Source organism: Paenibacillus sp. FSL H3-0333 (assembly GCF_038002805.1).
In the GTDB taxonomy this organism is placed as follows: Bacteria; Bacillota; Bacilli; order Paenibacillales; family Paenibacillaceae; genus Paenibacillus_AQ; species Paenibacillus_AQ silagei.
Genome location: NZ_JBBODG010000001.1, coordinates 3647466 through 3671900, shown reverse-complemented (window position 1 = coordinate 3671900; position 24435 = coordinate 3647466). Strand labels below are relative to the sequence as shown.

At 51.7% G+C, this 24435-nt stretch carries 29 protein-coding genes; all 29 read right to left on the bottom strand.

The genetic code is table 11. The features are described from left to right. Positions 1 to 12: 12 nt before the first annotated feature. The 29 genes from tsf to flgD all read right to left on the bottom strand — a co-directional run bounded on the left by tsf (position 13) and on the right by flgD (position 24432). Entirely contained in the window at positions 13 to 663 is a 651-nt protein-coding gene (gene tsf, locus MHH78_RS16180) for a translation elongation factor Ts (protein ID WP_076078637.1), read from the bottom strand. Positions 664 to 808: 145 nt separating this feature from the next. Next, on the bottom strand, positions 809 to 1510 hold the full coding sequence (gene rpsB / locus MHH78_RS16175) for a 30S ribosomal protein S2 (protein WP_036692565.1): 702 nt from the start codon (positions 1508 to 1510) through the stop codon (positions 809 to 811). A 161-nt stretch (positions 1511 to 1671) separates the two neighbouring features. Then, the gene (locus tag MHH78_RS16170) at positions 1672 to 2274 is read right to left on the bottom strand and encodes a hypothetical protein (RefSeq protein WP_341167998.1); all 603 of its coding nucleotides are present in this window, start codon (positions 2272 to 2274) and stop codon (positions 1672 to 1674) included. Beyond that, positions 2271 to 2843 (bottom strand): hypothetical protein, encoded by a 573-nt coding sequence (locus tag MHH78_RS16165; RefSeq protein ID WP_341167997.1) that lies wholly within the window; start codon positions 2841 to 2843, stop codon positions 2271 to 2273. The genes MHH78_RS16170 and MHH78_RS16165 overlap by 4 nt, the downstream gene beginning before the upstream one ends. A 69-nt stretch (positions 2844 to 2912) precedes the next feature. After that, a complete protein-coding gene (locus MHH78_RS16160) occupies positions 2913 to 3221 on the bottom strand; it encodes a hypothetical protein (protein WP_076078632.1) in 309 nt (102 codons plus the stop codon). A 69-nt stretch (positions 3222 to 3290) separates the two neighbouring features. Next, positions 3291 to 4694, bottom strand: a complete 1404-nt coding sequence (locus MHH78_RS16155) for a DUF342 domain-containing protein (RefSeq protein WP_341167996.1) — start codon at positions 4692 to 4694, stop codon at positions 3291 to 3293. Positions 4695 to 4724: 30 nt separating this feature from the next. Further along, positions 4725 to 5513 carry a FliA/WhiG family RNA polymerase sigma factor gene (locus MHH78_RS16150; protein ID WP_036724703.1) on the bottom strand — a complete coding sequence of 263 codons (789 nt, stop codon included), beginning with the start codon at positions 5511 to 5513 and terminating at the stop codon, positions 4725 to 4727. Positions 5514 to 5591: 78 nt separating this feature from the next. Further along, on the bottom strand, positions 5592 to 6002 hold the full coding sequence (locus tag MHH78_RS16145; RefSeq protein WP_341167995.1) for a hypothetical protein: 411 nt from the start codon (positions 6000 to 6002) through the stop codon (positions 5592 to 5594). Positions 6003 to 6004: 2 nt separating this feature from the next. Next, positions 6005 to 6502, bottom strand: coding sequence for a chemotaxis protein CheD (locus tag MHH78_RS16140; protein WP_036724701.1), 498 nt, complete (start codon positions 6500 to 6502; stop codon positions 6005 to 6007). Further along, positions 6495 to 7121: a chemotaxis protein CheC gene (locus MHH78_RS16135; RefSeq protein WP_036724698.1), complete on the bottom strand. Its 627-nt coding sequence runs from the start codon at positions 7119 to 7121 to the stop codon at positions 6495 to 6497. The genes MHH78_RS16140 and MHH78_RS16135 overlap by 8 nt, the downstream gene beginning before the upstream one ends. A 3-nt stretch (positions 7122 to 7124) precedes the next feature. Next, positions 7125 to 7586: a chemotaxis protein CheW gene (locus MHH78_RS16130; RefSeq protein ID WP_036692546.1), complete on the bottom strand. Its 462-nt coding sequence runs from the start codon at positions 7584 to 7586 to the stop codon at positions 7125 to 7127. 27 nt (positions 7587 to 7613) lie between these two features. Then, the gene (locus MHH78_RS16125; protein WP_076078627.1) at positions 7614 to 9704 is read right to left on the bottom strand and encodes a chemotaxis protein CheA; all 2091 of its coding nucleotides are present in this window, start codon (positions 9702 to 9704) and stop codon (positions 7614 to 7616) included. Between the two features lie 34 nt (positions 9705 to 9738). Next, a complete protein-coding gene (locus MHH78_RS16120; protein ID WP_341167994.1) occupies positions 9739 to 11130 on the bottom strand; it encodes a protein-glutamate methylesterase/protein-glutamine glutaminase in 1392 nt (463 codons plus the stop codon). A 35-nt stretch (positions 11131 to 11165) separates the two neighbouring features. Continuing rightward, the gene (locus tag MHH78_RS16115; protein ID WP_341167993.1) at positions 11166 to 12047 is read right to left on the bottom strand and encodes a MinD/ParA family protein; all 882 of its coding nucleotides are present in this window, start codon (positions 12045 to 12047) and stop codon (positions 11166 to 11168) included. Next, positions 12044 to 13462, bottom strand: coding sequence for a flagellar biosynthesis protein FlhF (gene flhF / locus MHH78_RS16110; protein ID WP_341167992.1), 1419 nt, complete (start codon positions 13460 to 13462; stop codon positions 12044 to 12046). Before flhF ends, MHH78_RS16115 begins: the two co-directional genes overlap by 4 nt. Further along, the gene (flhA, locus tag MHH78_RS16105; protein WP_036724686.1) at positions 13459 to 15492 is read right to left on the bottom strand and encodes a flagellar biosynthesis protein FlhA; all 2034 of its coding nucleotides are present in this window, start codon (positions 15490 to 15492) and stop codon (positions 13459 to 13461) included. The genes flhF and flhA overlap by 4 nt, the downstream gene beginning before the upstream one ends. A gap of 20 nt (positions 15493 to 15512) precedes the next feature. Then, a complete protein-coding gene (flhB, locus tag MHH78_RS16100; RefSeq protein ID WP_083684915.1) occupies positions 15513 to 16607 on the bottom strand; it encodes a flagellar biosynthesis protein FlhB in 1095 nt (364 codons plus the stop codon). A gap of 22 nt (positions 16608 to 16629) precedes the next feature. After that, entirely contained in the window at positions 16630 to 17421 is a 792-nt protein-coding gene (gene fliR, locus MHH78_RS16095) for a flagellar biosynthetic protein FliR (protein ID WP_036724682.1), read from the bottom strand. Between the two features lie 4 nt (positions 17422 to 17425). After that, positions 17426 to 17695, bottom strand: coding sequence for a flagellar biosynthesis protein FliQ (gene fliQ, locus MHH78_RS16090; RefSeq protein WP_036692523.1), 270 nt, complete (start codon positions 17693 to 17695; stop codon positions 17426 to 17428). Positions 17696 to 17717: 22 nt separating this feature from the next. Next, positions 17718 to 18482, bottom strand: coding sequence for a flagellar type III secretion system pore protein FliP (gene fliP / locus MHH78_RS16085; protein ID WP_076078620.1), 765 nt, complete (start codon positions 18480 to 18482; stop codon positions 17718 to 17720). Then, positions 18479 to 19009: a flagellar biosynthetic protein FliO gene (locus tag MHH78_RS16080; RefSeq protein ID WP_036724678.1), complete on the bottom strand. Its 531-nt coding sequence runs from the start codon at positions 19007 to 19009 to the stop codon at positions 18479 to 18481. Before MHH78_RS16080 ends, fliP begins: the two co-directional genes overlap by 4 nt. Positions 19010 to 19018: 9 nt before the next feature. Further along, positions 19019 to 19384, bottom strand: coding sequence for a response regulator (locus tag MHH78_RS16075; RefSeq protein WP_036692515.1), 366 nt, complete (start codon positions 19382 to 19384; stop codon positions 19019 to 19021). A 26-nt stretch (positions 19385 to 19410) separates the two neighbouring features. Continuing rightward, complete coding sequence (gene fliY, locus MHH78_RS16070) at positions 19411 to 20745, bottom strand: flagellar motor switch phosphatase FliY (RefSeq protein WP_076078618.1); 1335 nt, start codon at positions 20743 to 20745, stop codon at positions 19411 to 19413. Next, positions 20735 to 21733 carry a flagellar motor switch protein FliM gene (gene fliM, locus MHH78_RS16065; protein WP_036692509.1) on the bottom strand — a complete coding sequence of 333 codons (999 nt, stop codon included), beginning with the start codon at positions 21731 to 21733 and terminating at the stop codon, positions 20735 to 20737. The genes fliY and fliM overlap by 11 nt, the downstream gene beginning before the upstream one ends. Before the next feature lie 39 nt (positions 21734 to 21772). Further along, a complete protein-coding gene (locus tag MHH78_RS16060) occupies positions 21773 to 22240 on the bottom strand; it encodes a flagellar basal body-associated FliL family protein (protein WP_076078616.1) in 468 nt (155 codons plus the stop codon). Beyond that, entirely contained in the window at positions 22237 to 22461 is a 225-nt protein-coding gene (locus MHH78_RS16055) for a flagellar FlbD family protein (RefSeq protein WP_036724671.1), read from the bottom strand. Before MHH78_RS16055 ends, MHH78_RS16060 begins: the two co-directional genes overlap by 4 nt. 112 nt (positions 22462 to 22573) lie before the next feature. Then, complete coding sequence (gene flgG / locus MHH78_RS16050; protein WP_341167991.1) at positions 22574 to 23392, bottom strand: flagellar basal body rod protein FlgG; 819 nt, start codon at positions 23390 to 23392, stop codon at positions 22574 to 22576. Positions 23393 to 23515: 123 nt separating this feature from the next. Next, entirely contained in the window at positions 23516 to 23899 is a 384-nt protein-coding gene (locus MHH78_RS16045) for a TIGR02530 family flagellar biosynthesis protein (protein ID WP_341167990.1), read from the bottom strand. Then, positions 23896 to 24432 (bottom strand): flagellar hook assembly protein FlgD, encoded by a 537-nt coding sequence (gene flgD, locus MHH78_RS16040; RefSeq protein ID WP_340979560.1) that lies wholly within the window; start codon positions 24430 to 24432, stop codon positions 23896 to 23898. Before flgD ends, MHH78_RS16045 begins: the two co-directional genes overlap by 4 nt. Between the last annotated feature and the right edge of the window lie 3 nt (positions 24433 to 24435).

The window sequence follows — 24435 nt, the reverse complement described above, 5'->3', positions numbered from 1 at the left end:
GTCATGCAGTTATTATTGTTTTACTTGTGCCATAACTTCTTCTACGAAGTTGTCGACTTTCTTCTCAAGACCTTCACCCAGTTCGAAACGAACAAAGCGGCGGATGGTGATGTTCTCGCCAATCGTGCTGATTTTTTCATTCAGCAGCTGGGAGATTGTCTTGTCCGGGTCTTTAACGAAGGATTGCTCCATCAGGCAGTATTCTTCATAGAACTTGCTGATGCGGCCTTCCACCATTTTTTCAACGATCTTCTCAGGCTTGCCTTCGTTCAGCGCTTGTGCCTTAAGAATTTCTTTTTCCTTCTCTACGTCTTCAGAAGGTACTTCTTCACGGCGGACATACAGCGGGTTCGCTGCTGCGATTTGCATAGCGATGTCACGTGCGAATTCTCTGAAGGAATCGGTTTTGCCTACAAAGTCAGTTTCGCAGTTAATTTCTACCAGAACGCCAATACGGCCGCCAGCGTGGATATAGGATTCTACAGTACCTTCAGTAGCAATACGTCCGGCCTTGTTCGCTGCTGCGGACAGACCTTTTTCACGAAGCAATTCTGCTGCTTTGGTGATGTCGTTGTTTGCTTCTTCCAGCGCTTTCTTACAATCGAGCATTCCTGCCCCTGTTCTTTCACGAAGTTCCTTCACTGCTTTTGCATCTACTGCCATTGTTATTCCCTCCAGGGTCATAGTCGTTGTCATACGCGGGCATAAAGCGATACTTGCTTGCATTTTAAAAAAAGGGCAGTGAGAGGTTATCCACCTGCCAACCACCCTTTTCATTTAAGTTTATGTTTTATGTTCCGGTTACTACTTAAGCTGTAGTTGTGTCTTCGCCCTGATGAGCTTCAACAACAGCATCAGCCATCTTACCAGTCAAGAGCTTCACGGCGCGGATTGCGTCGTCATTGCCTGGGATTACGTAGTCAATTTCATCCGGATCGCAGTTAGTATCAACGATAGCTACGATAGGAATACCCAATTTGCGAGCTTCTGCTACTGCAATGCGCTCTTTACGCGGGTCAATGATGAACAGCGCGCTTGGAAGACCTTTCATGTTCTTGATACCGCCCAGGAATTTCTCAAGACGATCTTTCTCTTTGCGGAGAAGGATAACTTCTTTCTTAGGCAATACTGCAAAGGTACCGTCTTCTTCCCAAGCTTCCAATTTCTTCAGGCGGTCAATACGCTTCTGAATAGTCTGGAAGTTAGTCAGGGTACCACCGAGCCAACGCTGGTTAATGAAGAACATACCCGAACGCTCAGCTTCTTCTTTTACGGAATCCTGTGCCTGCTTCTTTGTTCCTACGAATAGGATTGTGCCGTTGTCGCCAGCGACGCTCTTTACAAAGTTGTAAGCTTCCTCTACCTTTTTGACTGTCTTTTGCAAGTCAATAATGTAAATTCCGTTTCTTTCAGTGAAGATATAACGATCCATCTTTGGGTTCCAACGACGAGTCTGGTGACCGAAGTGTACCCCAGCTTCGAGAAGCTGCTTCATGGAGATTACTGCCATCTTCACACACCTCCTAAGTTTGGTTTATTGTGTGTCTCCTCCGCCGCGCGTCATCTTTCAGCAAGACTTTCTTCAGAAGAAAGCACCCCTTGTCGAAATCAACCGGCGTGTGTTTTAACACCGTCAATTAATATATCATAATAAAACAGCCTATGCAACGATTACTTTTTTACGGTAATCAGCTTGTCAATAATGGAGTTGATGCTCTCTCCCTTGGTGAAGCTGTAGCTGCCGTATTGAATGATAGTATTCACCTTACGGCTGTTTGCCGTCTGGAGGAACTTATTCTTATCCTCAATAACCCCGGCTTCCGCAAGTAAATCTGCCGTCTGGGCGAGAGTAATTCCAGTGGGAATCTTAAGAGAGATTACCCCGTCAACCGCAGCCACAGGCGCTTCAGGCGTAGCAGGAGCCTTGGTAACAGGTGCTGCGGTGCTCTGCGGCTGTGCAGGAGCTGAAGGCTTGCCCGGAGTCGTTGCGGCGCTTGGCACTGCAGCCGGCTTGGGCGGGACAGCAGGCGTAGATGCCGGTGTTGCTGCTGGCGCCCCGGAAGCCTGGCCCTTGGCCGCTTCCTCCGGGGACGGCGTTGCTGTTGCAGCAGCTTCTGCCGGATCTACAACAGTCAGGTTCAGGCTAGCCGCTTGCCGGATCAGCTCTTCTTTGGTCAGAGGCGCCGTCCGTCCGGCTATCATCAGCTGCAAGAGCAGCGCGCCGGCTATCAGCCCGACCCCTAGTCCCAGCATAAAGAACCGGTTCTTCATCATACGGATTCCTCCTGCTGGGCAAGCTGCAGGATCAGCTGCACCTCACCCCGCTGCAGACCGGCGGTCTTGGCGATAGAATCGATTGATTTCCCTTGCTCATGCAGCTCGAACAGCCGGGGATACCGCAGCTTAATGGAGCTGACGGGTCTTGGCTTAACAGGAGGTACTGCCTCGGCAGCCTGCTCCCTGCCCTGGGGCTTCTCCGCGTGGTCGGACGAAGCTTCCCGCGAGAAGGTGGCTGCCAGCTGAAGCAGTCCCTTCTCTTCTGCGGTCAGCCGCGCATCCATCAGCAGCAGGCTCTTCTGCAGCTCGCCCACCTGCTCCCGCAGTCCACCGATCTCTTCCTGCAGGGCCGCCTTATTGCTCTGTGACTGTGTCTTAATACTGCCCACCAGCTTCAGCAACTCGGAGTTCTCATGCTCGATATCGGCCATGTAGAGCTCCAGAGCCGCCTCCGTCTCCTTCAGGCTCTTCTTCTCCGAGTCTTCCTTCCCCGTTCTGGCCGGCAGCCGCAGGGCATAAACAATAGCAACTGCGCCTACCAGCACGATGTATACCCATGGTTCCAAGTGTGTAATCTCCTTCTGCGTTTAATTCATAGGATGCCTTAACTGCATTTGCGGTTATTCTGGTCGAAATCAGAGACTGAAATCTATACGGTGCCCCTTATAGGGATGTTCGGCATCATGGGTGTTCTCCTGATTGCCCTGCTTACGTGTGTGAGGCTGACTCCCGGAGCCGTTCCCCTTTCCGCCGTCCCGCAGCGCGGATTCTGCGGACTCGTCCACCTCGCTGCTGCGCTGCGCAATCTCCTGGGTCTGCTTGACATTCTGGCCTGCCAATTGCTGCTGGTCGAGTGCAGGACGCTGCTGAAGGTTGTTCTGAACTTTGCCCGCATCATGGGTACGGGGCAAAGCAATTTGCAGTTCCACCGGTTTCAGACTCATAAGATCCCTCTTCTCCACTCATTGGTTACAGAATCAAGGAATAGCAGGCCGCCTCGGCTGCCTGCCTGATTATACATACGGTATTATGGATATATCCCCTTCACTGTAAATGAAGGATACCCGCTCCGTCGGGTCCTTGACGAACCTGGTATATCTGCCGATTACGATCTTAGAGCCTCCATAGATCGTCTTGACGACATCAACCTTAGCTCTGCCGGTGTCCTCCAGCATGCGCTCGATCTCCAGCACACGCTCTTTAATTCTCTTTTCATCACGCATATGGGATTGCTTGGTGGCATTAAGCTTGACGCGAAGCGCCACCTTATCGGGCGATAGCTGGCCATTGTTCGCCAGCTGATTAAGCAGATACAGCGCCTTATTGGTCTTGTCCTCATTCTCAAGAAGCTGACGGAGCTCCTGGCGCAGTTCGTTGATCTCATTTCTCAGCTCGGGAACAACGCCCACTTCAATCGCTGTAGCTGTAGACATGGTATTGCCGACGGTGCGGGCAATCACGTGTTCACCCGCCTGCACAATACCGCCAACAATTAAACCTTTGGCGCCGTTGCACAACACATCGCGGCCTGCCCGGATGCTGGAATGCATGATGCTTTGTGAGACTATAACATCCTCCCCGGCCACAACATTGCCATCCTGGATGAACGAGACCTTAACATTTTTACCGGCATGAACGAGCCCTTTATTATATCCGATGATGCCGCCCGTAATCTCGATGGACCCGCCCGATATCAGCTCGGCCCCCTCTACCCCGCCGACCACCCGGATATCTCCTGCGGATTTGACGGTGAAGCCGGTAAGCACATTGCCGCGGATGACCACCGTGCCCACGAAATCAATATTGCCCGTGCTGTAATCCACATCCCCATTGATTTCATACACCGGAAATACATTGATCTTGCCCTTGTCTGTCAGCGTGACCAATCCGTCAATCGCCGAATACATGGAGGTCTCTTCCTGATCCACCACCACATTCTTGCCTACCTTGAAATGAGCCTCCTTCCCTGCCCGGAACGGAAGCTCCTCCCCGGTTACCGTTTTGCCGCTCACACCGTTCTCTGCCGGAATAACCTTGGCAATAAGCTGGCCCTTCCTTACGTTATGCAGCCGGACCAGCTCTTTGTAATCCACCTTGCCATCCTCTTTCTCTAGAGGCTTGCGGTCCTCCTCCATATCAACGGTCAGCACAATGCGGCCATCCTTACCGTTGACAGCAGGCTGTCCAATCGCGATCGGCACCCGGTTCCAGAAGTATTCTTCCGGGTTGCTGCTAATCCGCTGCACAATATCATGCTGGATACCGAAACGAATATTGTGACTGGACAGGAAGCTCTCAAGGTCCTCGACCGAACAAGTGAAATTCTCATCCTTCTTGGTGAACTGAAGGTAAGCAATCCCCTTATCCTCCGAAAAAGTAATGCTCAGGTATTGGCTCAATACATATTGACCGATCAATTTCTGCTCCCCCTTGTCACCGTCACCCGGTTAATCATTTTGCATCAGAAGGTCCCGGTTCTTCTCAAGTGTTCCTCTTAGCCGCAAAATAGCTTTGGAATGAAGCTGGGAGATTCGCGAAGGAGACAGTGACATCACTTCCGCAATCTCGCTTAAAGATAAATCCTCATAATATAAAAGGGACACGACGGTCCGTTCTTTCACTGTTAGTTTCTCGATGCCTTTGGTTAGCGTATCCCGCAGGTAGAACTCATTCACTTTACGGTCCGGATTCTTGGCCTTGTCATCTACCAATATGGACATTCGTGTCTCTGATTCTTCTTCACGTATAGGATCTTCCAATGAACAGAGCGACATTACTGCGACATCCTGCAGCATCGTCTGAAACTCCGTTTCCGAAATATTCAGATACTTGCTCATTTCATCGTCACTTACCGATCTCAAATACTTCTGCTCCAGCTGCTGGTAGGCATCCTCGATTTTTTTCGCTTTTTCGCGTACGGATCTGGGAACCCAGTCACTTTGCCGCAGAGAATCAAGGATTGCTCCCCGAACCCGCCACGAAGCATAGGTCTGGAATTGAAGCCCCCGCTTGTAGTCGAATTTTTCGATCGCATCAATGAGTCCCATGACACCGTTGCTGGCCAAATCGTCCTTGGAGACGTTTTTGGGCAGCCCTACTGCCAGACGGCTGGACACGTAATCAACAATATGGAGATAACTCTCAATCAGCTTTTTTTTAGCTTCAGGATCGCCGTGCTCTTTCCACTGCTCCCAAAGCAGGTCTGTTTCCGACTGAGCTGCTTTACGCTCGTTCAACGGCTTTCACCCTTCCCAAAGTTTAGTCAGCGGGCAAACATGCGGCGCAAGATGACGGACTTTCGCCGCAGTACTCGCTTATTCTTCTTTCAGGTGACGAACGGCCTTGGCCAATTCTTCAGGATCTTTCATAGAGACTAGCTTCGGAGGCTGCAAAGGCGTGAACCCCCCGGTCTCTTCACTGACCGCCTCCCGTTTTGGGGTTAACAGGTCTTTGAGCTCCTGATCCTCTTCAGGTGTACTAATATCAAGCTTCCCGCCAAGAGACTCTCCGTTATCGAACAAACCGGCTTCCGGGTCTGAGGCTTCTTTTCCGATAATAAAACCCAATACCCATCTCAGGAAGAAAGCAAGCACAAACCAGATAATAAATCCGTACATGCCCCGGATCAGGCTGGTACCCAGCAGGTTCTGTCCGTTGTTCGCAAGGAAGGTTAGTACAAATCCGATCAGTCCGGCCACAATATTCAGCAATAGTTTCCTGCTCATGGCTAAATTTCCTTCGGGCCTTTTTGAACGCTGCGGATAAAAATCACTCCGGTATTGCAGGAGATTTCTATCGTGCGCCCATAATTGCCGCCCGTGTCCTCCGCGATAAGCGGAATATGAAGGCTCTCAAGAGCAAGCTTGCAGGATTCCACATTCCGAGGCCCGATCCTCATGGTGTCACTCCCTCCGGCAAAAGCAAACATCTGCGAGCCTCCGGCCATCTTGGCCACAATCCGGCTTCTAACCGCCCCCAGCCCCAGCAGGCGGGCCAATAGCTCAGGCACAGCAGTATCTGCGAACTTGGCGATATTCAGCTGTCCCTCCCTGGCAATCTCTGAAGAGGGCAGCATGACATGAGCCATCCCCGCCAGCTTTTTACCGGGATCAAACAGAGTCAGACCTACACAGGAGCCAAGACCGGTCGTACGAATAAGGCTGTCCTGGCTGCCTACGTTCAGATCCGCCATACCTACTTTAATGATGCTCTGCTCTTCAATCATTGTCGAACGGTACTCCTAAAGCCTTGAATATTTTGGGGAACGATTCCGGATCGGGAATAAGGAAGAATTGTCCTTCAATTTCATTTTGGCCTTCTAAAAAAGTCGTATCGATCAGCAGCGCATCATCGCCCATCTGACCGAACTGCAGCAGCCCGTAGCCAAGAATGGCTCCGGCCATATCCATTGCAAGCGCCGGCACTGTCGGATACATGGTCAGGGAGGTGAAGTCCGCCAGGGAAGAGAGATAAGAGCCGGCCAGAATATTGCCGATCTCGCTTAGTGCGGATAACTCCATCTCACTCAGCTCATCGCCGCCGGAGACTTCAATGCCGGCAATCCGGCTGAGCAGGTTGCTTGCCGCCTCCGGGGTAAGAATGAAGAACAGGTTGCCCGGGGCTTCACCTTCCACACGCAGGAATACCGCATATACCAGTTCCTCCGCTCCGCCCACCTTATCGGTGATCTCCTCGAAGCTGAGCAGCTGTACCTTCGGAACCGCCATATCAATCGGCTTATTAAGCAGTTGAGATAAGGCGGTGGCAGCATTGCCGGCCCCGATATTTCCGACTTCCTTAAGCACATCCATTTTGAAGTCTTTGAAGTTCTTGAATAGCTCCATAGGCTAGCCCTCCAGGCTTTCCAGCTGCACGATTTCACTCTTGTTCAGCACTTCAGACAGGTTAAGCATAATCAGCAGGCGGTCATCACCAATTTTGGCTACCCCGTCCAGATACTTCGCCTTGATTCCGCCCACGACATCCGGCGGTACATCAATAATGTCACGGTTCAGATCAATGACATCGTTGGCTGAATCAACAATGAAGCCCACTTCCATCTCATTCACATTGACGATGATGATCCGGGTCTGGTCGGTGTGCTCCGCTTCCTCGATGCCGAACCGTCCGCGCAGATCGATAACCGGAATCACGACACCGCGCAGATTGATCACACCTTTGATAAAGGAATAGGTCTTCGGTACGCGGGTAATCGGCATCATACGTTCAATCGTCTGGACCTTCTCTACTTCAATGCCGTATTCTTCAGTGCCAAGCTTGAATACAATTACTTTGATATCTTCAGCCATGGAATGACCCTCCCTGTTCTAACCTGATTATTTGATAAAAGCATTCGGATCGATAATAAGCGCTACCTGTCCGTCTCCAAGAATCGTGGCTCCGGAAATTCCCTGCACCTCTGGGAGATACTTGCCGAGGTTCTTGATTACAATTTCGTTCTGGCCAATGAAGTCCTGCACGGCCAAGGCAACCAGCCGTTCTCCCTTGCGGACAACCACGATCTCCGTCTCCTCTTCCGTGCTTTCATCATAGTCCGGAATGGAGAAGATCTTGCTCAGGGAGACCAGCGGAATATGGCTGCCCCGGAACTCCAGCATCCGGTTGCCGTGAATGGTGCGGATCTGGGATTGCTTCACAATTCCAGTCTCCACGATGGAAGAGAGCGGAATGGCATATTTCTCTGAGCCAAGCCGAACCAGCATCGCTGCAATGATCGACAGGGTCAGCGGAAGCTGAACGGAGAAATTCGTGCCCTTGCCTGGTGTAGAATAGATGGTGACGTTACCGCCCAGGGAAGAGATTTTGGATTTGACCACATCGAGACCCACGCCCCGGCCCGATACGTCAGAGATGACCTCAGCTGTACTGAATCCAGGCGCGAAGAGCAGTTGGTACGCTTCGTCATCTGTCATCGTGCCCGCCTGCTCTTGGGTAATCACACCCTTTTTGACAGCAGAGGCTAAGACATTCTTCGGATAGATGCCCTTGCCATCCTCTTCAATCTCGATGAACACATGATTGCCGCTATGGAAGGCCCGGAGCTGGACGGTTCCGGTCTCCGGCTTCCCAGCCGCAATCCGGTCTGCAATAGATTCAATCCCGTGGTCAACCGCATTGCGCAGCAGATGGACCAGCGGATCGCCAATCTCATCAATCACGGTACGGTCAAGCTCTGTATCTGCTCCAGTGATGATTAAATCCACCTTCTTGTCCAGCGATTTCGCCAGATCGCGGATCATCCGCGGGAACCGGTTAAATACGGTGTCTACCGGAACCATGCGGAGCTTCATTACGATATTTTGCAAATCTCCGCTCACCCGGCCCATATGCTCGACCGTTTCGGTAAGATCCCCGTTCTGGACCTCGGAGGCCAGCTGCTCCAGCCGGACACGGTCAATAAGCAGCTCGCTGAACAGATTCATCAGCACATCCAGCCGCTCAATATCCACACGGATGGTCCGGGAAGGCGACGGCGACCCTCCTGCCCGGGCCGGGGCTGCTTTGCCGTTCTCTTCCTTGGGATGCAGAGAAGCCGCAGGGGAAGCATTACCGGCAGCAACGGGAGCAGCTTCCTGCACCGGAGCCGGAGCGGGCGCTTCGGCTGTAGCTGCCGCAGTGTCTTGTCCCATTTGGCGAAGTGACTCCTGATCAAGCGCCACAGCGGTAACCGCTTCGATCTCTGACAGATTCAGAATCATCTTCTGAATCTCGCTTGCATCCTTTTGGGTTATGTAGTAGAGGGAGAATCCGTAATCGAATTTCTCCTGCTCTATGTCCTGAACCGAAGGGAAGGATTTCACGACTTCTCCTGAACGCTCCAGAAGGTCGAAGACCATGTAGGCACGCACAGCCTTGAGCTGACAGTCCTTGCGGATCGCCACATCCACATACAGCACCTGATGGCCTTCCTGAAGGGATTGCTCCAGTACGGAGTACTGGAACTCATCCAGGAACACCTGGGCCGCGCTGGCATTGCCGGACGCAGCAGCAGTGACTTCAGCAGAAGCATTGCCGGCAGAAGGAACCTCTCCGCGTACGATGGCCTGCAGGGAAGAGACAATCTCTGTTACATCGGCCTTGCCCGCTCCCCCGCCGGTGATATCCTCCACCATGGATTCCAGAGCGTCAATACTTTTGAACAGGGTATCAAAAATGAAGTCCTGCATCCGCAGTTTGTTATTGCGCACCAGATCGAGCACATTCTCCATTTGGTGCGTAAGCGAAGCCAAATCTTCAAACCCCATTGTAGCCGCCATACCTTTCAAGGTATGGGCGGAGCGGAAAATCACCTGAACAATACTCAGATCCTCCGGATTCGCTTCCAGCCCCATCATGCTCTCGTTCAAAGACTGCAGATGATCATTTGACTCATCAATAAACATGGATAAGTATTGGTTCATGTCCATGAGCGGGTACCTCCCCTTCGAGTTCGCTATTCCATTATTTAACGGCTTGTACCAGCCTTGGAGCAATTTCTTGCAAAGGCAGGATGTGTCTTACACACTTCAACTCTACTGCAGACCTCGGCATTCCGTATACCACACAGGTTTCTTCACTCTCTGCAAAGGTTGATGTCACCCCCGAATCATAGAGTGCTTTCATCATACGGGCCCCGTCGCTGCCCATTCCCGTCATAATGACGGCATGACGTTCCAGCGAGGTAAGCTGCAATACCGATTCAAACAGTGTATCTACAGAAGGACGATGTCCATTACGGACCTCTTCCTTAGTAAGCTCTATCATGTATTGGCCGCCAGGCACAGGAACCACTGTCAGGTGATAACCCCCGGGGGCAATATACGCCGCACCCTGCCGGAGAATCATACCGTGCTCCGCTTCCGCGACCTCCAGCGCGCTGAAGGTATTCAGACGCTGGGCCAGCGATTTGGTGAAGTTAGGCGGCATATGCTGGACAATGACAATCGGTGCCGGGAAGTCACCGGGGATGTTCTCCAGGAATGCCTTCAGCGCTCTCGGACCTCCGGTTGAGCAGCCTACAGCAACCAGCTTGCGCACGCTCCGGCTTCCGCTTGCCTGGCCTCCTGTTGCTGCAGGAGGTTCCGCGAACGAGCCTGCAGCAATTTCAGAAGCCGCCCGTTGTACAGCCCTTCCGGCGCCCTGCGCCTCCTGGGAACGCCCTTTCAACCTGTCGGGAGCCGGTGTAGGCACTGCCGGCGCAGGCTTGGCTACCCGCTTCGCAGCCGCCGGCTCAGTGCCGGTCTCCGGCTTCCGTTTGTCAGCGGGCGGTTCAAGCGGCGCCCTGACCCTTGGCTTCTCCGTGCCCTGAAGCGGCGCTTTATCCGCTTCTTTCTTGGACGGCTCCAGCTTCCTTCTTACCGGTTCCACAACAGCCCGCGGAGCAGGCGGTTCAGCAGCGGGAGGAGGAGGCTCAGGCGATTTGACGGCGGAAGCGCGGGCTTCACGCCGCTCGCGCGCCAGCATCGCTTCCTTCATCTGCTCCCGGAGGGACTCTCCAACAGCGATGATATCCTGGGAGTTTGAAATGGACGGCTTTCGGATGAAATCGAAAGCCCCCCACTCCAAGGCCAGAATCGTCTCCTTCATCCCCTCTTCATTGATGCCGGACAGCATAATCACCGGGAGCGGACGCTGGGCCATGATACTTTTGAGCGCCTCCAGGCCATTCATCTCAGGCATCTCCACATCCATGGTTACGAGATCCGGACGAAGCTCGTTAACCTTCTCAATCGCCTCGCGTCCGTTGGCAGCTGTCGCTGTGACTTGAAAGTCGGCATCATTCTCTATTAAATCGGAAATGATCTTGCGCATGAAGGCAGAATCATCAACAACCAGAACTTTATATGGCCTCATAGCTTTTCCACCTCTGTCCCTCAAATTCAGAACAATTATCTGTTTCGTTTCAACCACTTGCTGATGAATCCCTTGATGCCTTGAACTTTAGCGGTTTCTACTGAATCCACAGCCAGATAGCTCTGCGCAAGCCTCTGCACATCCCTGGCTGCAATACTGTTCGGAAAAGCCACTGAGAATGGAATTTGTTTCTTAACGGCCTGTACTACATGCGGATCACTGCTGATGTAACCGAGAAAGGGAAGCTCAAGCTGCAGGAACCGGCTGGCCGCCATCCGGATTTTGTCACTGGTGGCCCGTGCCTCCCGTTCATCCCCTGCCTGATTGACAATCAGCCTGAACGAAACCTCAGGATGTGAATGATGAACAACCTTCATCAGCGCATATGCATCTGTAATTGCGGTAGGCTCAGGCGTGGTCACCACCAGGCAGTCATCGGCAGAAGTGATGAATTTCATCGTTTCCTTGGACAGCCCCGCCCCTGTGTCGAACAGGATGAAATCCATGGTATCGGCAATGCTTGCAATCTGTGTGGTAAAGTAATTCAGATCCGCCTCCGAGAGTGTGAACAGCTCGTCCATCCCGGAGCCCCCTGCAATGAAGGGCAACGCCTGCGGTCCGAGCTGAATGATCTGTCCGATATCCGCTTCCCGCTTGAGCAGGTGGTACAGATTGTATCTGGAGGAGACACCCATAAGGACATCAATATTGGCCATGCCGATATCGGCATCGAACAGAAGCACTCTCCGTCCCATGGCCTTCAGTGCAAGCGCGAAGTTAAGGGTAAAATTCGACTTTCCGACTCCCCCCTTCCCGCTGCATACCGTGATGATCCGGGCGGAGGCACCGCTTCCGGGAGCCTGCCTTGTATCCTGGCTGGAGACCAGCCGTCTTAATGCCTGCGCCTGGTCCATCACCCGCCCCCTGTTCCCAGCAGCATGCCGCCAATCTGCTCCCCTGTGGCCATAAGAAGATCATCAGGAACATTCTGTCCGTTGGTAATATAAGAGAGCTTCAGCGGATAATCATTCAGGACATTGAACAGCGGGCCGTAGCTCCCCGTTTCATCCAGCTTCGTGAATACAACCTTATCCAGCTGGTATCTGCCGAAGTGCTCCGCGATCTTTTTCATATCGCGGCTCTTCGAGGTCAGGCTCAGCACCAGCAGGGTCTCGCTCTTAAGCTCCTTGGCCAGCAGGCTCTGCAGTTCAGCCACCAGCATTTCATTGCGGTAATTCCGTCCGGCGGTGTCCATTAACACCAGATCACAGCTCTCCAGCCGGAACATCGCCCGCTGCAGATCTCCCGGCGACTGGACAACCTCCAGCGGCATGTTGAGAATGGAAGCGTAGGTTCTAAGCTGTTCAACCGCCGATATCCGGTAAGTATCCGAGGTAATCAGCCCAACCTTGCGGCCCTGCTTGAACAGCTGCTCCGCTGCCAGCTTGGCAATCGTTGTCGTCTTGCCGACCCCAGTAGGCCCGGCAATATATACAATCCGGGTATCCGGGGCAATACCGCCGGCAATGCGTCCTGACAGAAATTCATCAATCTGCTCTCTGAGCACAGCCTCGAATTGCTCCGGCCCCCAGCTGCTTCCTTCCTCACGGTAACGCTCCAGAACATGTCCGATCCATTCCTCTACGAGAACAGCGTCAGTCTCCTGGTCAATCAGGCGGCTGCGTAAGGATTCCAGCGCATCAGGCAGCTCGGCTGCCCCTGAGGAATAACGTGCGATACGTTCCATCCACTGCTTCATATCCCGGATCTCCCGCAGAACATCGCTTTCAGTGGGAGCAGTATGCTCAGGTTCAGACTGCTCTGTTGCAAGCGATTCATAGATCGCTGCAAGCTTCTTCCGGTTCTCCTCCGGCTGCGGTACAGACGACTGGCCTGCTGCAATATCCTCAGTGCGGATATCCGGCGGCTCCGTCTTGGCTAAAGGCGGCATCACAGCGACGCCTCCGCCCTGCTCCAGCGGATCAGCCAGCGCTGCGGCAATCTCGGCAAACGACTTGGCTGCTGCCGCATCTCTTACCGTCACAGGCGGCGGGAGCGGAGGAGCAGCGGCTGAGGCAGCCTTCTGATAGGCCTCTGGCACTGCATTTCGCGGTACATTCATTGGCGGTGCAGGAATCTTCTCCTGCGCGGCCGCCTTTGCACCGTTCTCCACAGCAGCCACAACCTCAATCTTCTTTTTTGTGAACATGCCCATGAATCCGCCAACCTTTATTTCTTTGGTGCTTAAAATAACGGCATCGCTTCCAAGCTCGCTGCGGATCGAATGCATGGCGTCAGGCATCGTATCGACCACATAACGCTTCACTCTCATAAGTTCACCACCCCGACGCTTTGAATTTCAATGTTTGGCTCCAGCTCGCTGTAGGAGAGCACCGGGATATCCTGCATGGTTCGCTCAATCACCTGGCGCAGATACATGCGAATCGTTGGAGAGGTTAGTACAATCGGCTGCTGGCCGGATTGCAGGAGACGGTTGATCTGCTCCGTAAGCCGCTGATAGACGGTTTGGGTAGATACCGGATCAAGCGCCAAGTAGCTGCCCTGCTCCGTCTGCTGCACGCTCTCGGAAATTTTCTTCTCAAGTCCGGGGCCTACAGTAATGACACGCAGGGTCTCCCCCGTCTGAGAGAACTGCTGGGTAATCTGTCTGGAGAGGGATTGCCGCACATATTCAGTCAGAATGTCAGGGTCCTTGGTATACGTGCCGTAATCGGCAAGCGTCTCGAAGATGGTGACCAGATCGCGGATGGATATTTTCTCCCGCAGCAGCTTGCCCAGCACCTTCTGAATATCCCCGACAGCAAGAATGGAAGGGATCAGCTCGTCCACCAGCACAGGGTAATTCTCCCTGAGGTTGTCGACCAGTTGCTTCGTCTCCTGGCGGCCCAGCAATTCGTGTCCATACCGTTTGATCAGCTCGGTCAGATGTGTCGCTACAACGGAAGGCGGGTCAACCACGGTATAACCGGATAATTCAGCCCGCTCCTTCACCGACTCATCAATCCATAGGGCAGGCAGCCCAAAGGATGGTTCAATAGTCTCAATCCCGCTAATCGACTCATCATCATAACCGGGGCTCATGGCGAGATAGTGATTAAGTAATAATTCACCGCCGCCAACGTTATTTCCTTTAATTTTGATGACATATTCATTCGGTTTTAGTTGAATATTGTCGCGTATGCGAATAACCGGCACGACAAGACCCATCTCCAGCGCACATTGCCGTCGAATCATGATGATGCGGTCAAGCAGATCGCCGCCCTGCCCCGTATCCGCCAAAGGAATCAGACCATAACCAAATTCGAATTCGATCGGGTCCACCGTAAGCAGATTGATGACACTTTCGGGACTTCGCACCTCTTCGATCTGCTTCTCCTCGACCAGTTGTTCATCGGCAATCTGCTGCCTGCTGGCCTTCTGCCCCATACTGTAAGCCGCGTAAGCCATCAGCCCTGCCAAAGGAAGCGTGGACATAATCGTAATCGGGGTAAAGAAACCCAGAAACGCAATTGTCGCAGCCACTATGTATAGAAGCTTCGGATAAGACAGCAATTGTCCGGTCAGATCCTCGGCCAGATTGCCTTCCGAAGCCGCCCGGGTAACGATCAGACCGGAAGCCGTGGAGATCAGCAGGGCCGGAATCTGGCTGACCAGACCGTCACCGATGGTCAGTACAGAGTAAGTTGAGAGTGCTGTCTGGAACGACATACCGTGAACGGTCATACCGATAATGAAGCCGCCGATCAGGTTGATAATGAGGATGATGATACTGGCAATGGCGTCACCTTTGACGAACTTACTCGCACCATCCATGGCTCCGAAGAAATCCGCCTCGCGTTCGACATTACGGCGGCGTTCCCGTGCCTGCTGCTCATTGATCATCCCCGCATTCAGATCCGCATCAATACTCATCTGCTTACCGGGCATCGCATCCAGTGTGAAGCGGGCGCCTACCTCGGCCACGCGCTCAGAACCCTTGGTGATAACAATGAACTGAACCACAACCAGGATCAGGAAGACAATGAACCCGATCGCGATCTGTCCCCTGGCAATCCAGCTTCCGAAGGTCGCTACGACCTCCCCGGCATGGCCATCAGCCAGAATCAGCTTGGTTGTTGACAGGTTCAGCGCTAAGCGGAACAGCGTTGTGATCAGGAGCAGTGAAGGAAATATTGAGAACTGCAGCGGATCTCTGGTATTCATAGCGACTAATATAATGGTCAGGGCTATCGAGATATTGACAATTAACAGTACATCCAAAAGCCAGACAGGGATGGGCAGAATCATCATCAGCACGATACCGATAATGCCCAGTAGAACTGTTAGATCTTTAGCTTTCAATGTCCTTAACCTCCCCCGGCTTATCTCCTCTTGCCTTTAAGCTTGTATACATAGGCCAGCACTTCGGCAACTGCCTGGAACAGATCGGCCGGCACTACATCACCGATCTCCGCTCTCTGGAACAATGCCCGTGCCAGCGGCTTATTCTCCATCGTTACAACACCATGCTCCTTGGCCAGTTCCCTGATGCGGAGTGCCACATAATCCTGACCCTTGGCTATAATCTGAGGAGCCTCCATTGTGGAACCGTCATACTTCAGGGCGACTGCAAAGTGGGTCGGGTTCGTGATGATAACATCGGCCTTGGGGACCTCCTGCATCATCCGCTGCATCGCCATTCTGCGCTGACGTTCCCTGATCTTGCCTTTGATGATGGGGTCGCCCTCCATCTTTTTGTACTCATCCTTGATGTCCTGCTTGGACATCTTGAGACTCTTCTCATGCTCGTATTTCTGATAGATATAGTCCAGTACAGCCATTATAAAAAGAGCCGCTGCAATCTTGATGCCCAGGCTCATGGTCAGCTTCGCAACGAAGCTGTATGTCCCTTCCGCATCGACATGCGAGAGGCGTGCAAAGCTCTCCTTCTGTCCCCAAAGCGTACTGTAGACCAGATAGGCAATCAGGATGAGCTTGAAGACAGATTTGAGAAACTCTACTACGGAACGCATGGAAAAAATATTTTTGAAGCCTTTGATGGGGTTGATCTTGCTGAACTTAGGCGTAATTCCTTCGCCTGAAGCCATAAAGCCTACCTGTGCGAAGTTGGCCACAAGCGCCAGCAGGAAGGTGATGCCCAGCAGCGGAGCGAGCAGAATGAGGATCTGCAGCCCGTACTGGTTGAACAGCGCCGAGATATTCTCTGGTGTTACCTCAAGCATCATCCGGTTCTGGAACACATCTGTATACAGCTTGATAAACCGTTCTTTCATGAAGCCGCCGAAGACGCTCAGTGACAGCAGCGCCGAGAAGAGGACCACTGCACCTGACATTTCAGCACTTTTGGCAACCTGCCCCTTCTTGCGGGCATCCTGCCGTTTCTTCGGAGTGGCCTTCTCTGTCTTATCTCCCCCGAACAGCTGAAGGTTCAGTTTGTATCTTGCCTGTTTTGCCAAGACAATCTCTCCTTACCGTAGCCTAAGGACTCTTCCCAATGAGGCCAAGCAGATTGTGCATGGACTCGAACATAATCTCGAAGAGATTCTGGAACAGCGCAGCCAGCCCCGGCATCAGTATAAGAAGCAGCGCCAGACCGATAATGATTTTGAGCGGAACACCGATGACAAACACATTATATTGCGGAGCCGTTCTCGCCAGGAAGGCCAGGCCTACATCCGTCAGGAACAGTGCAGCGACCAGCGGAGCCGACATTTGGAAGGCCAGCATAAAGGATTGTGCAAAGGTGCGGATCAGAAACTCAGACAAGCTTCCGCCGATCATTTTGAGGAACAGATCATTATCTATCGGCACCCATTTATAGCTGTATACGATAGCATCCAGCAGGTAGTGGTGGCCATTCATGCTCAGGAACAGCAGCAGTGCAATCATATACTTAAAGTTGCCGATAATCGGCGCCGAGGCCCCGGTCATCGGGTCAATGACGTTCGCAATCCCGAACCCGATCTGAATATCGATAAAAGAGCCCGCAGTCTGAATCGTCATAAACATCAGGTAGGCGATAAACCCAAGCAACAGCCCGATTAATGCCTCCCTGATAATCAGGAGGATAAACCCCAGATCCTGCGGAACCGTAATATTCATACTGCCTGAGCTGAAGATGACCATGGACACAAAAAAAGACAAACCGATTTTGAATGTTGTCGGCACGCTTTGCGACGAAAAGACAGGAACGACAACAAAAAAGGCGGTAATTCGACAAAAAATCAACAGAAAGACAGGAAAACTTTGCAGCAGGGTTTCTATATTCATAGTCTCAACCGATATACATATAGAGACTGCCCAGAATTTGGCTGGTGAAATCCACCAGCTTCGTTATAATCCACGGACCGAACAGCAGTAAAGCAAGCAGTACGGCAACGATTTTGGGAACAAACGCCAGGGTCTGCTCCTGAATCTGGGTTGTGGCTTGAAAAATACTGACGATCAGTCCTACCACCAGACCAAGAATCAGCATGGGGGCGCTGGTCTCCAGCACTAAATATACGGCTTGGCCGGCCAGACCGATAATAAACTCCGCATTCATCCCATGTGCCTCCTCTTATAAGTCAGGTGTTAAAACTCAGCAGCAGTGATTTGACTACTAGGTACCAGCCGTCCACCAGCACAAAGAGCATAATTTTGAAAGGCAAAGATATCATTACCGGCGGCAGCATCATCATCCCCATGGCCATCAGGGTGCTGGACACCACAATATCAATAATAAGAAAAGGAATAAAAATCATAAAGCCCATGGTAAAAGCCTTCTTCATCTCGCCGATTGCAAAAGCAGGTACCATTACTGTTAAAGGAATATCATTATAGCTGGCTGGCTTTACTGTAGCGTTATTGCCGGTATAGTTCATGAACAGCAGCAGGTCCTTCGTGTTCGTCTGCTTGAACATAAACTCCTTAATCGGCTCCTGCGCTTTGTTCAGTGCTTCACTCTGGGTCAGAGTCCCCTTCATATAGGGCTGTAAGGCCGTCTCGTTCACGGTTGCCAGCGTCGGCGACATAATGAACAGGGTTAAGAATAGAGCCAGTCCTACAAGCACCTGATTCGGAGGCATCTGCTGTGTACCCAGTGAGGTTCTTACGAACCCAAGTACGATCACGATCCGCGTGAAGCTGGTCATCAGCACCAGGAATGAAGGAGCAATGCTAAGCACCGTTACCAGCAGCAGGATGGAAATGGAGCTTGTCCCTCCGCTTGAGGCATCGTTGTCCCCCACCGAGATATTGATATTAGGAATCGGGTCAGCATGAACCGGATGCAGGAGCAGCACACTGAAAATACCAAGCAGCATAAAAGAAAGAATCAGCTTTTTTTTCATAAATCCTCCGACTCTTTCCTGAGATCCTCATCCCGGCGCAGTTCCTCCAGCTTCTCTTTGCGCTCTGGCGCCAGGGCAAGCTTGGATTGCAGCGTCTCATAGAAAGACGAAGTCTCATGAATCTCAATTTCCTGGGACGGCACTTCACCGCGCAGCTTGGACTTGATTTTGGCGATAAGCGGTGCAATGAAGTTGTCCGTTCCTGGGGCCTGGTCTTCAAAAGCGGATATAATCAGCGCCACCTCTGCCGGATCGGTGATCTTATCCATCATAGTGATGTCCTCGCCCACTCCGATCAGATAGAGGCTGCCGCCCAGCTCAATGACCTGAATCGACTTATTCGGACCCAGCCCCAGCGCACCCAGCGTACGGATGGAACGGCCGCTCATCAGAGTCTGATTGCGGCGTCCCAGAAAACGGATCAGCAGCACGATAAGAATAACAATGACTGCCAGAAAAAAAACAACCTTCAATAAATTCAGCAGGGCATTACTACTGTCTCCGAGCGTTCCGGAAGCAAATAACATACCTCGTTCCTATATACCCAGCGTTTTATTGATGGCTTCAATGACACGGTCTGCCTGGAACGGCTTCACAATAAAGTCCTTGGCACCGGCCTGGATTGCATCAATAACCATAGCCTGCTGACCCATGGCTGAACACATAATGACTTTGGCATTGGCATCTACTTTTTTGATCTCCTTAAGGGCGGCGATCCCGTCCATTTCAGGCATGGTGATATCCATCGTGATCAGATCCGGGCGCAGTTCCTTAAATTTCTCTATAGCCTGTGAACCGTCCTGGGCTTCACCCACTACCTCAAATCCGTTCTTCGACAAAATGTCCCGGATCATCATTCTCATAAATGCTGCATCGTCCACGATTAGAATTCGGTTAGCCATTTTTACAAAATCCTCCCTAAGTATGCTTATTGTAATTTTTGTATACGGTCCCACTGGCTGACGATATCCGTAACGCGGACACCGAAGTTCTCGTCGATAACTACGACTTCCCCCTTGGCAATGAGCTTGTTGTTAACCAGAATGTCAACAGGCTCACCTGCCAGCTTGTCCAGTTCAATAATTGAACCTTGCGACATTTCCAGAATATCTTTGATCTGCTTCTGGGTCCTTCCTAATTCTACGGTTACCTTCAGTGGTATGTCCATTAATAAATTTAAATTATTTTCGTCAATATTGCCAAAAGCCCCTGCACTTAGATTCGCAAATTGCACAGGCTGCACATTTACATTACGGCCCTGTACCGGATTCTGCGGCTGAGCCTGCGGATAGGGCGTGCCTTGCGGCGGCATTCCGTAAGGCGGCATGCCCTGCATTCCATACGCCGGCATCCCTGCCGGAGGATAATAATATCCGCCTTCCGGCATTCCCGGATAAGGCGGCATGCCCTGACCCTGCGGCGGATATTGCGGCGGGTACCCTCCCGCCTCCGGCGCAGGCATCTGCTGCTGAGCTGTAGGCGGCGCCTGCGCTGGTTCTGGTGCAGGCGCTGGTGCGGCTGCCGCAGCCGGAGGCGGTGTAGCTTCCGCAGAGGAGACTGCCGCTTCCTGGTCAGCCTGGCTGACATCGCCTAGCAGCATGGTCACCATATCCTTGGCGAATTGTACAGGCAGCAGTTGCATGATCGTGGAATCAATCAGATCACCGATCTTGAGGCGGAAGGAAATCTGGATCAGAGTCTCATCATCCGGCAGGCTGCCTACACCTTCTCCGCTGGACATGTTAAGAATATCAATGCCAGGCGGAGAAATGTTGACGAATCTGTTGAAGATCGTTGACATTGAGGTAGCGGACGAGCCCATCATCTGGTTCATCGCTTCCTGCACGGCACTGATATGAATCTCGTTCAGTTCCTCGTCTTTGGGATCTCCTTCCCCGCCGAGCATCAAGTCGGCAATGACCTGTGCATCCCTGATCTTGATCACCAGAGAATTGATTCCCTGGAAACCGTCGACATACTGTACGTGAACAGCTACATGAGGTTTGGGAAAGGCTTCCTCGAACTCTCCGCGTGTAATAATGGATACCTTAGGGGTAGTAATGTCTACCTTTTTACCCAGCAAGGTGGAGAGTGCAGTTGCCGCACTTCCGAAGGTGATATTGCCGATCTCTCCCAATGCATCCTGTTCAAAAGGTGTTAAGTAATCATCCACGGTCTTCGGTGAAGGAGCCAAATTGCCTTCCGCAGACTGTCTAAGAAGAGCATCTATCTCTTCCTGGGACAAATAATCTTTACTCGTCAAACTCTTCAACCCCTTCGCTGACAATCTCGTCTATTTGCACAGCCACACGTTCTTTGATCATCCCCGGACTTCCAATGAATTTCAGCTTGTCCCCCACCTTAATCGACAGACCGGAATCCACCGTCTTGTTAAGAGAAATCACGTCGCCGATGCTGAGCCCGAGAAATTCAGCAATGGATAAATTCGATTCGCCCAGCTCAGCCACGATGGGAAGCTGCGCCCGGTGCACTCTTGCCCGGATGGCTTCGAGCTCTACCTCATCCCGCACCTTTTTCTCAGAGACAAACCACTGGTGCACCGAGAGTCTTGACATAATCGGCTCCAGCACAACGTGCGGGATACAGAGATTGATCATCCCCGTTGTGTCTCCTATTTTGGTACTGAGGGAGATCAGGGCAATCGTTTCATTAGGCGATACAATTTGCATAAACTGCGGATTCGTTTCCAGCGCCTCCATCCGGGGATGGATATCAAGCACCGTCTTCCAGGCTTCCTGCAGACTTTCAAAGCATCTGCTGAAAATCCTCTCCATAATGGTCGTTTCGATTTCAGTCAACGCATTGATTTTGGAGGGTGCCGTTCCGAAGCCGCCAAGCAGACGGTCCAGCATGGCAAAAGCAATATTCGGATGCACCTCCATCACCATCCGGCCCTCCAGCGGCTCGGCCTCAAAAATATTCAATATCGTCATTTTGGGAATGGAGCGGATAAACTCGTCATAAGGGAGTTGCTCTACTTGAACGACATTGATCTGCACGAAGGTGCGCAATTGGGCCGAAAAGTACGTTGTAAGGTAGCGGGCAAAGTTATCATGAATCCGGGTTAAGCTGCGGATATGATCTTTGGAGAAGCGTACGGCCCGTTTGAAATCATAAGAGCGGATCTTTTTAGTAGTTTCCTCTTTTTTAAGTTCGTCGGCATCCATTTCACCGGATGAAAGTGCAGCAAGCAGAGCATCAATTTCGTTTTGTGATAGTACATCAACCAATTCAATCACCCCCCCATCAAAGAATTGACCCGCCTGCAGCTACATTGGTGCCATTATGAATTTGGTGAATTCAATCTGGGTAATCGAACCTTCTGTCAGGTTTTTGTTGATGATGTTCACCAGTTTGCTGCTGAACTGATCTTTGCCGCTGGCCCCATTCAGCTCCTCGGGTTTGGCATCGGCAATCGCTTTGATAATCAGCGGTGTTATTTTAATCGATTTTATCTTTTCGAATTCTTCCTTGGACGCCGCTGAATCTAATTGAAGCGCGATGTCAACTGAAAGGATGTAATCGGGATCGGCGAGATTAGTTTTGATATCCTGGATTTCGGCCGTCATCTTAACAATTTCATCAGCAGTCATCTTCTTCGTCTCCACGTTCTGGACAGCCTTGTTCACTTCATTCCCGTCACCCGGGAAAAATCTGTCCATCAGCAAGAATGCAGCGACTACGATAAGTGTAACGGCCAGCAATATCGTGATGAGCCATGGCAGCATCTTTTTCATGAAAGCTCCTCCATTGACTGGACTTTAATGGTGGCAGCGTGTGTGCCTATGTCCCTGTTATATTCCTTGATCTTGCTAATGACTTCATCGGCCTTCTCAAGCACGATCAGCCTTTTGCCGGTTACCAGCGTAATATACGTGTCCGGTGATTCTTCAACCATTTCAACCAGCAGGGCATTCAGCCACATCCCCGCCCCGTTCAATCTTGTTACCGAAATCATGACAGGCCTCCTAACCTAAATAGGGGGAGGAGCTCCTCCCCCACGACTGCAATAACATTTCCGCTGCAGGCAAAACGTTATTATTCAGCAAGTTACATCTTACGGTTCAGGCTTAACGCTTCAGATTAACTACTTCCTGCAATACTTCATCGGAAGTGGTGATAATCCGCGAATTCGCCTGGAATCCACGCTGGGTAACAATCATTTCTGTGAACTCACCGGTCAGATCCACATTGGACATTTCCAGCTGGCCGGTAACAATAGTACCTGTTCCCACTTCTGGATCATTGGCAGTTGTCGGTTCCAGTGCTCCTTCAGCATTTGCATTTAAGGACATCCGGTACAGGTTGCCGCCGATTTTCTCAAGCCCCTGCGGATTGCTGACTTTACCCATGCCAATCTGAACACCGGATTCAGTAGTGCCGTCCGCCATCGTCTGCACAATCGTTCCGTCACTGGAGATGGAGAATGCCGTAACATCGTCAGCGATCTGAATGGGTGCGCCTCCGGAGTCAACGACATGCAGACCATCCGATGTAATCAGATTGCGGCCCGCATCCACATGAAAATCTCCGGCACGGGTCAGGAATGGAACCTCCTGATCACCCGAAAGCTTCACCAGAAAGAATCCGTCTCCATCGATTCGCAGATCTGTAGGGTTATTCGTTGTCATCGCACTACCAGCTGTGTGCAAAGTGTCAACGGAACCAATGGATACCCCAAGACCGATTTGCTTGGCATTGACACCGCCTTGTCCCTCTTCTCCGGGTGCTGTAACCCCAGAGACAGTCTGGCTCATAATATCCTTGAACATCACGCGTCCTGACTTGAAGCCGATGGTATTGACATTCGCAATATTGTTACCAATGACATCGAGCTTAGTCTGGAATCCGCGCATACCTGAAACCCCTGAGTACATAGATCTTAACATTATTAATCGTCCTCCCGGTTATAGAGTCTTCTGACTCTTAAGAATTGAAAGATGAAGCTGGAGCGGTGGCCGCGTCAGTCGGTCGGCAGCCACGATCGGCTCTCCAGTAAGGACCAGCCGAAGTCAAGATATAATTACCGCACTGTCAATCTGCGTAAATACATTGTCTTTCATTGAATTGCCGTCCATCGCTGTAACCACTGTCCGGTTCTTTACACTTACAATCAGTGCCATATCCTTCATAAGAATCAGAGATTCTTTGCTGCCCTTAGCGGCTGCTTTGTCTACCGCAGAGGAGATCTGATCCAGCTGGCGGCTGCCAAGCTCGATTCCCCGCTGCTCCAGACGCTTCGCTGCATGATTGCTGAACTTCAGCATATTCTTCTGCAGCACACTCTCGAACGATGCTTCAGGACTTGATGAGTCCTTAACAGAATGCTTACGCTGCAAGGCGGAAGGATGTACAGCTGCCGGATATAATTGTCCGATAGTTATTCTGTCACTCATGATGTCTCCCCGCTCTCCCCGCCGCTTGTTTCAGTCTCGCTGGCTGCCGGAGTCTCACTGGCCGCTGGTGTCTCGCTACCCGCTGGTGTCTCGCTGCCCGCTGCAGGTGTAGTGCCGGCATTCTGAATTTGCGTAATATCCGTCAGAGCAATCCGCTCCTTGCCTACCACTGCATATTGCACACCGCTGCTGACAACAATCGATTCGACATTGCCTGATTTCGGCAATTTCGTCTCGGCATCCGTCCAGGTGATATCCTTCCCGATCAATCCTGACACAGAGCCAAGGGACTGATTCAGTGCTGTAAGCTGGGTGGATATGTTCATAAGCTGCTCTACAGATGAGAACTGAGCCATTTGTGCGATGAATTCCTTATCCTCCATCGGCTGCATCGGGTCCTGGTTCTGCAGCTGGGTAATCAGTATTTTCAAGAACTGATCCTTGCCCAGTGTAGAGTTGCCTGTGGTCTTGGGTGTCTTATCATTCGCTACATAATTCCACTCGTTACTGTTAGACACGGGATTCGTTGCCATATC